This is a genomic window from Streptomyces sp. NPDC102283, from assembly GCF_044766265.1.
GTDB lineage: Bacteria > Actinomycetota > Actinomycetes > Streptomycetales > Streptomycetaceae > Streptomyces.
In genome coordinates, this window is record NZ_JBIWLQ010000004.1 from 486,654 (window position 1) to 497,434 (window position 10,781).

Annotated in this window: 10 protein-coding genes and 1 pseudogene; 3 read left to right on the top strand and 8 right to left on the bottom strand. The window is 73.5% G+C overall.

Features of this window, described 5'->3' with window-relative positions:
- Positions 1–12 precede the first annotated feature (12 nt).
- The 5 genes from ACIRJT_RS11470 to ACIRJT_RS11490 all read right to left on the bottom strand — a co-directional run bounded on the left by ACIRJT_RS11470 (position 13) and on the right by ACIRJT_RS11490 (position 5,229).
- On the bottom strand, positions 13–1,110 hold the full coding sequence (locus ACIRJT_RS11470) for a glycosyltransferase family 4 protein (RefSeq protein ID WP_403907476.1): 1,098 nt from the start codon (positions 1,108–1,110) through the stop codon (positions 13–15).
- 238 nt (positions 1,111–1,348) lie between these two features.
- Positions 1,349–3,091 carry a DNA repair protein RecN gene (recN, locus tag ACIRJT_RS11475; RefSeq protein ID WP_403907478.1) on the bottom strand — a complete coding sequence of 581 codons (1,743 nt, stop codon included), beginning with the start codon at positions 3,089–3,091 and terminating at the stop codon, positions 1,349–1,351.
- 95 nt (positions 3,092–3,186) lie between these two features.
- Positions 3,187–4,092 carry an NAD kinase gene (locus tag ACIRJT_RS11480; protein ID WP_403907531.1) on the bottom strand — a complete coding sequence of 302 codons (906 nt, stop codon included), beginning with the start codon at positions 4,090–4,092 and terminating at the stop codon, positions 3,187–3,189.
- A gap of 8 nt (positions 4,093–4,100) precedes the next feature.
- Positions 4,101–4,916 (bottom strand): TlyA family RNA methyltransferase, encoded by an 816-nt coding sequence (locus tag ACIRJT_RS11485; RefSeq protein WP_403907480.1) that lies wholly within the window; start codon positions 4,914–4,916, stop codon positions 4,101–4,103.
- Positions 4,917–4,923: 7 nt separating this feature from the next.
- The gene (locus ACIRJT_RS11490; protein WP_403907482.1) at positions 4,924–5,229 is read right to left on the bottom strand and encodes a hypothetical protein; all 306 of its coding nucleotides are present in this window, start codon (positions 5,227–5,229) and stop codon (positions 4,924–4,926) included.
- Positions 5,230–5,271: 42 nt separating this feature from the next.
- Here ACIRJT_RS11490 and ACIRJT_RS11495 point away from each other — a divergent pair, with 42 nt between their 5' ends.
- On the top strand, positions 5,272–5,619 hold the full coding sequence (locus ACIRJT_RS11495; protein WP_403907484.1) for an SCP2 sterol-binding domain-containing protein: 348 nt from the start codon (positions 5,272–5,274) through the stop codon (positions 5,617–5,619).
- 131 nt (positions 5,620–5,750) lie between these two features.
- Here ACIRJT_RS11495 and ACIRJT_RS11500 read toward each other — a convergent pair whose 3' ends face one another.
- Both ACIRJT_RS11500 and ACIRJT_RS11505 read right to left on the bottom strand, forming a co-directional pair.
- Entirely contained in the window at positions 5,751–6,554 is an 804-nt protein-coding gene (locus ACIRJT_RS11500) for an ABC transporter ATP-binding protein (protein ID WP_050362315.1), read from the bottom strand.
- A gap of 207 nt (positions 6,555–6,761) precedes the next feature.
- Entirely contained in the window at positions 6,762–7,793 is a 1,032-nt protein-coding gene (locus tag ACIRJT_RS11505; RefSeq protein ID WP_403907486.1) for an HAD-IIA family hydrolase, read from the bottom strand.
- A 70-nt stretch (positions 7,794–7,863) separates the two neighbouring features.
- On the opposite strand from ACIRJT_RS11505, the gene ACIRJT_RS11510 reads away from it, so the two are divergent.
- Positions 7,864–9,144, top strand: a complete 1,281-nt coding sequence (locus ACIRJT_RS11510; RefSeq protein WP_403907488.1) for a DUF1015 family protein — start codon at positions 7,864–7,866, stop codon at positions 9,142–9,144.
- A 70-nt stretch (positions 9,145–9,214) separates the two neighbouring features.
- On the opposite strand, the gene ACIRJT_RS11515 is transcribed toward ACIRJT_RS11510, so the two are convergent.
- Entirely contained in the window at positions 9,215–10,006 is a 792-nt protein-coding gene (locus tag ACIRJT_RS11515) for a tetratricopeptide repeat protein (RefSeq protein WP_403907490.1), read from the bottom strand.
- 30 nt (positions 10,007–10,036) lie between these two features.
- Between ACIRJT_RS11515 and ACIRJT_RS11520 the strand changes: the two are divergent.
- Positions 10,037–10,781: pseudogene (locus ACIRJT_RS11520) on the top strand (hypothetical protein); the annotation flags it as partial.

The window sequence follows — 10,781 nt, forward strand, 5'->3', positions numbered from 1 at the left end:
GGCGCCGCCTCGTCAGCGCGTCCGCCCCGTCGCCAACGGCTGCGCCAGCTCGTCGTAGACGCTGAGCACATGGGCGATCGTGTCGTCCTCGGTGGGCCAGCCCGCCGCCTGCACCCGCCCGGCCGCGGCGAGCCGGGCGCGCTCCGCCGGGTCCCCGAGCAGTCTCACGACCGTACGGGCGAGGGCCTCGGCGTGGCCGTAGGGGACCAATGCGGCAGCCTCGCCGACCAGTTCGGGCACACCGCCGACCGCCGTGGCGACGAGCGGCACCCCGGCCCGCAGCGCCTCCTGCGCCAGCAGGGAGCGGCCCTCCCACCGGCTCGGCAGCAGGGCCAGATCGGCGGCGGCGAGCAACTCCCCGACACCGTCGCGGCATCCGATGAGTGTGACGGGCAACTCCTCGTCCCTGATCCGCCGTTGCAGAGCGCCCCGGTCGCGCCCCTCCCCCGCGATGACCAGCAGCGGCACAGGGTCCAGACGCCGCCAGGCGCGGGCCGCGTCCAGCAGGACGTCGAAGCCGTGATGCGGTACGAGACTGCCGACGGCCATCAGCAACGGCCGCTCCACCGAGCCCAGTTCGGCCCGCGCCTTGCCCGCGTCGTCGGCGTCGGCCGGCCGCGGGGGCGGGACGGCCACGGGGGCGAACCGGGCGTCGCGGGCGCCCCGCTCGCGGGCCCGGTCCACCAGGTCGGACGAGGGGGCGAGGACCACGGCCGCCGCCCGTGCGGCGCGCCGTTCCAGCAGGTGCAGGATCTGGCGGCGGGCGCCTTCCGCGTACCGCCGCGTGTGCCAGGTCATCACCAGCGGCACGGCGCGACCGCTCAGCGCGAGGGCGGTGCGGGCGGCCGCGTGGAGCCCATGGGCGTGGACGACGTCCGCACCCGCGCAGGCGGCCCGCAGCGCGGCGACGGCGAGCGGGTCGCTGCGCCGGGGCACCGGAAGGAACCGGGCCCCGGTCGCCGTGAAGTCGTAGGCGCGGTCCACCGCGGGCGGGGCGCAGACGGTCACCCGCACCCCGCGCGCCACCAGCCCGGCGGCCAGCGAACCGACGTGCGCGCTGCTGCCCGCACTGCCGCCGCCCAGGACTTGGACCGTACGCAGTTGTGACACGTTGATTGGCTCCCCGGGGCTCCGGAGTCGGCGGAAAGTACAGCGCCAAGGATGCCAGTCCGTACGCACGTTCCGGGACCGGCGTAACGTTGCTGCCGCACTCCGGGCGACAACCGGCCACACCGCACCACCCTCACGGGTGAATATCGAGGCGCGAGGTTGTCGACATCCGCCCGCCGGAAGCACGTACGGGCGGGAGGAATGCCCCCGCCCGTACCCGTACGGCCGCCACGAGCGGCTATTCGGCGCGGGCCGTGGCCAGCAGCTCCTCGGCGTGGGCGCGGGCCGTCTCGGAGTCCTCCTGGCCCGCCAGCATCCGTGACAGCTCCCGGACCCTGTCCTCGCCCTCCAGGACGGTGACGCCACTGCGGGTCACCGAGCCGTCCACGGTCTTCTCGACCAGCAGCTGCCGGTCGGCGAAGGCCGCCACCTGCGGCAGGTGGGTCACGACCACCACCTGGGCGGACCGGGCGAGCTTGGCGAGCCGCCGGCCGACCTCGACGGCCGCCTTGCCGCCGACGCCCGCGTCGACCTCGTCGAAGAGATACGTCGGTACGGGGTCGGAGCCCGCGAAGACGACCTCGACCGCGAGCATCACCCGGGACAGCTCACCGCCCGAAGCGCCCTTGGCGATCGGCCGGGGCTGGGCGCCCGGGTGCGGGGCGAGCAGCAGCTCGACCTCGTCCGCGCCGGAGGGACCGTAGGCCACGCTCCGCCCGCCGATGTCGATGCCGGACGCCTCGTCCGCCGCCTCGGTCTGCCGGATGGCGAAGGAGACCCGGGCGTGCGGCATGGCGAGCGAGGCCAGCTCGCCCGTCACCGCCTCGGCGAACAGGGCTGCCGCCTCCGTGCGCGCATCGCTCAACGCCTGTCCGAGCACGGAGAGTTCGGCCCGCAGACCGTCGCGCTCGACGGTCAGCTCACCGATGCGCTCGTCGTCGCCCTCCAGCTCGGTGAGCCGCCCGGCGCCCTCCTGGGCCCAGGCGAGCACGGCCGTGATGTCCGTGCCGTACTTCCGGGTCAGGGTGGTCAGCGCGGCCCGGCGCTCCTCCACGGCGGCCAGCCGCAGCGGGTCCGCCTCCAGCTGGTCGGCGTACCCGGCCAGCTCGCCGGAGACGTCGGCGATCAGGATGGAGATCTCCCCGATCCGGTCGGCCAGCGCGGCCAGCGCCGGGTCATGCGCCCGGACCGCGTCCAGGGCCTGCCCGGCGGCGGCGACGACCGTCGTCGCGTCGACGCCCTCCGGATCCTCCGGGTTCCCCGCGAGCGCGGTGTGCGCGAGGGAGGCCGCGGAAGCGAGCGCCTCGGCGTGCCCGAGCCGCTCCGCCTCGGCGGCCAGCTCGACGTCCTCACCCGGCAACGGCTCGACGGCGGCGACCTCGTTCAGACCGAAGCGCAGGTGATCCGCCTCCTGGGCCCGCTCCCGGGCCCGGGTGGTGAGCTCCTCCAAGGTCGCGGCGACGGTCCGCAGCCGCCGGTAGGCCGCCGTGTACGCGGCATGCGGGACGGCCACGCCGTCCCCGGCGTACCGGTCGAGCGCCCCCCGCTGCCGTGCGGGCTTGAGCAGGCCCTGCTGGTCGGTCTGGCCGTGCACGGCGACGAGTTCGTCCGCCAGCTCGGTCAGGACCCCCACCGGCACGGATCTGCCGCCGAGATGGGCCCGCGAGCGTCCTTCCGCCGAGACCGTACGGCTGATCAGCAGCGCGCCGTCGTCGAGTTCCGCCCCGGCCTCCTCGGCCCGCAGCGCCGCCGCGTCGCCCTCGGACACCGTGATCCTGCCCTCGACGACCGCGGCCTTGGCCCCGACCCGTACGAGAGCGGGGTCCGCGCGCCCGCCGAGCAACAGCCCGAGGCTCGTGACGACCATGGTCTTGCCCGCGCCGGTCTCACCCGTGACCGCGGTGAAACCGGGTGACAGCTCCACCACCGCGTCGTCGATGACTCCGAGCGACCGTATCCGCATCTCCTCCAACACGGACATGACCTTACGAGGTCGCGGGCCGGGCGCGCGACGGCCCCCGCTCCCGGATTCACTCTCCCGAGGGTCGCGGGGGCCGCGAGGCGCCGTCGTCACCGTCAGTGGGGAGCGCCCCGCCACCCCGAAACGGGCAGCGCGAACTTCGCCACCAGCCGGTCGGTGAACGAGGCCTGGTGCAGCCGCGCCAGCCGTACGGGCACCGCACCGCGCCGCACCTCGACCCGCGCCCCGGCGGGCAGCTCCACGGTCCGCCGCCCGTCGCACCACAGCACCCCGTGCGGGGTGTGCGGCTGGACCTCGACCGCGAGCACGGACGTGGGCGAGGTCACCAGCGGCTTGGCGAACAGGGCGTGGGCGCTGATCGGGACCATCAGCAGCGCCTCGACCTCGGGCCAGACGACCGGCCCGCCCGCCGAGAAGGCGTACGCGGTCGAACCGGTCGGGGTCGCGCAGACGATCCCGTCGCAGCCGAACCCGGTGACCGGACGGCCGTCGATCTCCAGGACCACTTCGAGCATCCGCTCGGGCGACACCTTCTGCACGGCCGCCTCGTTGAGCGCCCAGTCGGAGTGCACGACCTTGCCGTTGCTGTGCACGAGGACGTCGATCGTCATCCGCTCCTCGACCTCGTAGTCGCGGGTGACGACCCGGGAGACCACCTTGTCGAGATCGTCGCGCTCGGCCTCGGCGAGGAAGCCGACGCGTCCTAGGTTGACGCCGAGCATCGGCACCCCGGAGGCGCGGGAGAACTCCGCGCCGCGCAACAGGGTGCCGTCACCGCCGAGGACGATCAGCAGCTCGCAGCCGTCCACCGCGGAGGGGCTGGTGTCGGTGACGGTCTCCACCGTGTCGGGCAGCGGCAGATCGGCCGCCTCGGTCGCCGAGACCCGCACGCCGAGCCCGTTGCGCAGCAGACCCTGCACGACGAGCTCCGCGCTGCGGATCGCGGCCGGCCGGCCGGTGTGCGCCAGAAGGAAGACTGTTCGTGCCGCATTCGTGGTCACATTCGTCGTCAACGAGGCCCCTCCGCCACTGCACGGTCGACATCCGCGGGATCCAGCTCAGGTGCGCCGGCCCGCAGCCAAAGAAAGTACTCGACGTTGCCCGACGGACCGGGCAGCGGACTGGCCGTCACCCCTCGTACGCCGAGGCCCAGCCCCCAGGCCCGCCGCGCCACTTCGCGCACGGCTTCGGCGCGCAGCTCCGGGCTCCGCACCACTCCGCCGCTGCCGAGCCGCTCCTTGCCCACCTCGAACTGCGGCTTGACCATGAGGACCAGGTCCGCGTCGGGCCCGGCGCACCGGGCGAGGGCGGGCAGCACGAGGCCCAGCGGGATGAAGGACAGGTCCCCCACCACCAGGTCGACCGCCTGCCCGTCGATGGCCTCCAGGGTCAACTCCCGTACGTTGGTACGGTCCTTGACGACGACCCGTTCATCGGACTGCAACGACCAGGCGAGCTGCCCGTAGCCGACGTCGACGGCGAGAACCTGCCGGGCCCCGGCCCGCAGCAGCACGTCGGTGAACCCGCCGGTCGACGCACCGGCGTCCAGCGCCCGCCGCCCCTGGACGGTCAGCCCGAGCGGCACGAAGGCGGCGAGCGCCCCGGCCAGCTTGTGGCCGCCGCGCGAGACGTAGTCCGGGTCGCCGTCGTCCTTGGTGACGACGATCGCGGCGGCCGTCTCGACCTGGGTGGCGGGTTTGGTCGCGGTGGTGCGGCCGACGGTGACGCGCCCCGCGGCGATCAGCTGGCTCGCGTGCTCGCGCGAGCGGGCGAGCTTGCGGCGTACCAGCTCGGCGTCGAGGCGGCGACGTGCCACTCCTGCCACGTTCGGTTCAGCTCCTGTTGTCGTGATGCGTGTCGTGATGCGTGTCGTGCGGTCGGTGCGACGGCGTGGGTACGGGTCCGGGTACGGCGGCCGGACGGGCGTCCAGCGAGGTCAGCTCCGACCGCAGCCCACGGTGTACATCCTCGTACACCTCGACGTGCCCGTCCGCCGGGAGGTGGTCCGCATCGGCCAGGCGCTCCAGCCGGGCGTCCACCGCCCCATGGCCGGTGGGGGTGCGGACGACCCCCAGGGGTACGGGTTCGTCGGGCGTGCTCACGGGCGGTGTCCCCGCCTCCGGCGTCCAGTCGCTCATGCCGAAACGCTACATGGACGGGCCGGTGTACCGTCGAGCACGATGGCGACCATGGCTGAGTGCCGCAGCGCACTGACAAGACTTTCCGACAACCTCGCGACCTCCGGGGGCGACGTGCGCGGCGCAGCCGCCCTCGACCGCTCGCTGAGCTGTCACATCAAGGACCTCGACGTCACGTTCACCGGCCGGCTGGCCGATGGCCGGATCGAGGTACGGGACACGGTCGAGGGGCCGCCCCGGGAGAAGGCCGAGATCAGGCTGGCGATGACGGGCGGCGACCTGGTGGCGCTGGTGGACGGGGACCTGAACTTCGCGAAGGCGTGGGGCTCGGGCCGCGTACGGCTGGAGGCGGGCTTCCGCGACCTGCTGAAACTGAGATCGCTGCTGTAGCCGCGTCGGGCACGTTCCGGCCCGCACCATCGAGGACGAGCGGCGGCACGATCAAGCCCGTTGGGGCGATCGAGGGCAAAGCGCCCAGCGGGGCGCACCCCGCGCCCACCGCCGTACACCAGGCCCACCACCTACGCGGCGGCGACCTTCCGAGCCTTACGGGCGGCGGGCACCACCAGCGGCGTCCCCGTCTCAGGATCGTCGATCACCTGACAGCGCATCCCGAACACCCGCTCGACCAACGCCGCGTCGACCACCTCCGAAGGCGGTCCCTCCGCGACGATGTCCCCGTCCCGCATCGCGATGAGATGCGTGGCGTACCGCGCGGCGTGATTCAGGTCGTGGAGCACCGCGACCAGCGTGCGGCCCTGCGTCTCGTGCAGCTCCGCACACAGGTCGAGGACATCGATCTGGTGCTGGATGTCGAGATACGTCGTCGGCTCGTCGAGCAGCAGCAGCGGCGTCTGCTGGGCCAGCGCCATGGCGATCCACACCCGCTGACGCTGGCCACCGGACAGTTCGTCGACATAGCGATCGGCCAGCTCGGCGACGCCGGTGGACTCCATGGACTCGTCGACGACCCGCTCGTCCTCCGGCGACCACTGCCGCAGCAGCCCCTGGTGGGGGTAGCGGCCGCGGGCGACGAGGTCGGCGACGGTGATCCCGTCGGGGGCTATGGAGGACTGCGGCAGCAGCCCCAGCGTCCGGGCGACCTTCTTCGCGGGCAGCTGGTGGATGGTCTGCCCGTCCAGCAGCACCTGACCCCGGCTCGGCTTCAGCATCCGGGCGAGGGCGCGCAGCAGGGTCGACTTGCCGCAGGCGTTGGGACCGACGATGACGGTGAAGGAGTTGTCGGGAATCTCCACCGAGAGGTTCTCGGTGATGACCCGCTGGTCGTAGCCGAGGGTCACCGATTCTGCGGTGAGGCGCTGCATGGTCGTACTCCCGGAGTCGGCGAGGTGGAGCGGCACGGCGCGGGGCGCGGGCGGACCACCGAGCAGCACCAGGTTAGGTTAGCCTATCTTCCTCTTCGCGCCACTGGTCCCGGGCCGCCGCCCCACGCCCTCGACACGCTCAACGCCTCCGCGTGCCAGGGGCGTCGAGCGGCGGGATCGGTTCGTCGGGCGGTGCCGGGGACCGGTTCAGAGCCCGAGCGCGGCCAGGACCTTCCCCGTCCCCAGCCCGCACACACCCGGACCGGCGAGGGTCCAGGCCGCCGCGCAGAGCGCCCGCAGCCCGTCGAGGGCCTCGCCCTCGCCCTCCAGCACCAGCTCGCCCCCGCGCACGGCGGCCGTCCAGCCCCCGCACCGGTAGGCCTCACCGGTCGGCGTCACCTCGGGCTGCCCGGTCAGCAGCCCCCGCAGGTCCCGGTCCACATAGGTCGGCCGGTGCTGCGGCGGAGCGGCCAGCAGCTGCGCGGCGTCGGTCACCCCGGTCAGCACCAGCAGCGAGTCCACGCCTCCGTTGAACGCGCCCTCGATGTCCGTGTCCAGCCGGTCCCCGACGACGATCGGCCGCTTCGCCCCGGTCCGCAGCACGGTCTCGCGGTGCATCGGCGGCAACGGCTTCCCGGCGACCTGCGGCTCGGCCCCGGTGGCGATGCGGACGACCTCGACCGCGGCCCCGTTACCGGGCGCGATGCCCCGGGCGCCCGGGATCGTCAGGTCGGTGTTGGACGCGAACCACGGCAGCCCGCGCCGGATCGCGTAGCTCGCCTCGGCGAACCGCCCCCATGCCATGTCCGGCCCGCCGTAGCCCTGGACCACCGCGGCCGGGTCGTCGTCCGCCGACTCCACCGGCACCAGCCCGCGCTCGCGCAGCGCGACCCGCAGCCCCTCGCCGCCGATCGCCAGCACCCTTGCCCCGGGCGGCAGTTGATCGGCGACCAGCCGGGCGACGGCCTGCGCGGAGGTGATCACGTCGGAGGGTTCGGCGGGCACCCCCAGCTCGGTGAGGTGCTCCGCCACCGCGTCCGGCGTCCGCAACGCGTTGTTGGTGACATACGCGAGGTGCATGCCTCCGGCCCGTGCCCGCGCCAGCGATTCCACGGCATGGCCGATGGCTTCCCCGCCCGCGTACACGACCCCGTCGAGGTCGAGGAGAGCCGTGTCGTACGCCTCGCTCAGCGCCGTGTCGCTCCCCGACGGTCGGGACCTGTCCTGCTGGTGGCTCATATGGTTCGCTCCTCTTCCACGCTTCTGCCCCGATCTTCGCGTATGCCCTCTGCACACATACGATGCCCTGATGAACACTTCAGGCCCCGTCGACCAGGGGCTGCGGCTTTTCCCGTTCCGCGGACTGCGTTACGTCCCCGAGCGGGTCGGCAGCCTTGCCGCCGTGACCTCGCCCCCGTACGACGTGGTCGTCCGGCCCGACGGGCTGCACCACCTGGAGTCCGCGGATCCGCACAACATCGTGCGCCTCATCCTCCCTCAGGCCGACACGGCCCGGGACCGGCACCGGCAGGCGGCCGCCACACTGGACCGCTGGCTGGCCGAGGGCGTCATCGCCCCGGACCCGGACCCCGTGCTGTACGTCTACGAGCAGCGCAACGACGAGATCCTCCAGCGGGGCCTGATCGGCGCCCTGGCCCTCTCCCCCGCCGCCGAGGGCATCGTGCTGCCCCACGAGGACGTCATGGACGACGTCGTCGCGGACCGCGCGGAGCTGATGCGTACGACAGGGGCCCATCTGGAGCCGCTGCTGCTGACCTACCGCGGCGAGACGGGCGCGCCGACCGGGGCGGCAGCGGTGATCGAGCGCACGGTCCTGCGGGATCCTCTGCTCGCCACCACGACGGAGGACGGCTTCCGGCACCGCCTCTGGGCCGTGACGGACCCGGCCGAGCGGAGCGAGATCGCGTCGGACCTCGCGCGGCACCAGGCACTCATCGCGGACGGGCACCACCGCTGGGCCACCTACCTCCGGCTCCAGCGTGAACAGGCAGCCCCCGGGCCGTGGGACCGCGGCCTCGTCCTCCTCGTCGACACGGCCCGCCACCCGCTCCAGGTCCGCGCCATCCACCGGCTGCTGCGCGGGCTGCCGGTATCCCGGGCCCTGGAGGCGCTGAACGGTCTCTTCCGGGTCCGGCCGGTCGAGGGGCCGCTCCCCCGGGCTCTCGACGCGCTGGCCGAAGCGGCGGCCGGGGGCAACGCGTTCCTCCTCGCCGGCGACGGAGGCTTCCATCTGGTGGACCGCCCCGAACCGGCCCTGCTGGCCCGCACCATTCGGACGGACCGCCCCGACGCCTGGCGCAGCCTGGACGCGACGGTCCTGCACTCCGCGCTGCTCGACGACGTGTGGCGGATTCCCGACGCGCCGGAGCACATCGGCTACATCCACGACACCGCGGCCGCCGTCGAGCAGGCGGAACGCCTCGACGGCACGGCGGTCCTCATGCATCCCGTACGCGAAGAAGTCGTCCGGGACCTGGCCCGGCACGGTGTGACCATGCCCCGCAAGTCGACGTCGTTCGGCCCGAAGCCGGCCACGGGCCTGGTCATGCGGAGCCTCGCCCTCGACTGACCGGCGGACCGGCGCGGGATGCGAAGAGGGGCGGTACTCCGACCGGAGTGCCGCCCCTCTTCACCAGTTGCTAGGCCTTGACCGAACCGTCAGAAGAACCGTCCTGGTCGTCCTCGTCCACCCCGTCATCGAGGTCGGCGTCGTCACGCACGTCGTCCTCGTCCTCGTCGTCGTGGTCGTGGTGGTGGTCGGGGCCTTCGGGCGCGACCTGGTCGGACGCGTCCGCCTCGGCCGACTCGTCGTCACCGAGGACATCGACGAACTCCACGCCGTCGAGCGCGGCGAGCCGGTCGGACGCGTCGGTGGAACCGTCCTTGTCGGCCTCCAACGCCTTCCCGAACCACTCCCGCGCCTCGTCCTCGCGCCCCGCCTCCAGCAGGGCGTCCGCGTACGCGTAGCGGAGTCGCGGCGTCCACGGCTGCACGGAGCTGGACGCGAGTTCGGGGCTCTGGAGCGTCACGATGGCGGCGTCGATCTGGCCCATGTCACGACGTGCCCCGGCGGCCACCAGTCGCATCTCGACCTGTCCGGCCTTGTCCAGCTTCCGCACCTCGGGCTCGCCGGCCATGGCCATCGCCCGCTCGGGACGCCCGAGCCCGCGCTCGCAGTCCGCCATGACGGGCCACAGGTCCACGGACCCGGTCATCCGCCGGGACGCCCGGAACTCGGCGAGCGCCTCGGCGTACTTCTGCGTCGCGTACGCCGCGAAGCCGGCCGCCTCACGGACAGCCGCGACACGGGATGCGAGCCGGAGGGCGATACGGGCGTACGCGTACGCCTCCTCGGGGTCCTCGTCGATCAGCCGGGCGACCATGACCAGGTTGCGCGCGACATCCTCGGCAAGGGTCTTCGGCAGGCTCATGAGCTCCTGGCGTACGTCCTTGTCGATCTCGTGGCCCGTGACGTCGTCCGGAATCGGCAGCCGCTTGATCGGCTCACGGTCGCGGTCGCCGCCCCGGTCATCGCGTCCGCGGAAACCACCACGGTCCCGGTCGTCGCGCTGACCGCCGCGGTATCCGCCCCGGTCCCTGTCACCGCCCCGGTTGTCGTCGCGGCGGAAACCGCCGCCGGAGGGTCGGTCGTCGTCACGGCGGGGACCGCGCGGGCGGTCGTCACGGCGCTCGAAGCCACCGCTCGGACGGCCACCACGGTCATCACGCTGCTGACCACCGCGGTACCCACCACGGTCGTCGTCACGACGAGGCCCACGATCACGGTCCCCACCACGACTGTCGTCACGCCGGAAGCCACCGCCGGAGGGTCGGTCGTCGTCACGGCGGGGGCCACGCGGGCGGTCGTCACGGCGGTCGAAGCCACCACCCCGGTTGTCATCGCGGCGGAAGCCACCGCCGGAGCCGCCGCCACCACGGTTGTCATCGCGGCGGAAACCGCCGCCGGAGCCGCCGCCACCACGGTTGTCATCGCGGCGGAAACCGCCGCCGGAGCCGCCGCCACCACGGTTGTCATCGCGGCGGAAACCACCGCCGGAGGGCCGGTCGTCGTCACGGCGGGGGCCACGCGGGCGGTCGTCACGGCGCTCGAAGCCGCCACCACGGTTGTCGTCGCGCCGGAAACCACCGCCGGAGCCGCCACCACGGTTGTCATCGCGGCGGAAGCCACCGCCGGAGGGTCGGTCG

Excerpts from the sequence above, each read along its gene's own strand:
- ACIRJT_RS11490 (WP_403907482.1), bottom strand. The coding sequence starts at position 5,229 with ATGAGCGACTGGACGCCGGAGGCGGGGACACCGCCCGTGAGCACGCCC.
- ACIRJT_RS11495 (WP_403907484.1), top strand. The coding sequence starts at position 5,272 with ATGGCGACCATGGCTGAGTGCCGCAGCGCACTGACAAGACTTTCCGAC.
- ACIRJT_RS11505 (WP_403907486.1), bottom strand. The coding sequence starts at position 7,793 with ATGAGCCACCAGCAGGACAGGTCCCGACCGTCGGGGAGCGACACGGCG.
- ACIRJT_RS11510 (WP_403907488.1), top strand. The coding sequence starts at position 7,864 with ATGAACACTTCAGGCCCCGTCGACCAGGGGCTGCGGCTTTTCCCGTTC.
- ACIRJT_RS11515 (WP_403907490.1), bottom strand. The coding sequence starts at position 10,006 with ATGAGCCTGCCGAAGACCCTTGCCGAGGATGTCGCGCGCAACCTGGTC.
- ACIRJT_RS11500 (WP_050362315.1), bottom strand. The coding sequence starts at position 6,554 with ATGCAGCGCCTCACCGCAGAATCGGTGACCCTCGGCTACGACCAGCGG.
- recN (WP_403907478.1), bottom strand. The coding sequence starts at position 3,091 with ATGTCCGTGTTGGAGGAGATGCGGATACGGTCGCTCGGAGTCATCGAC.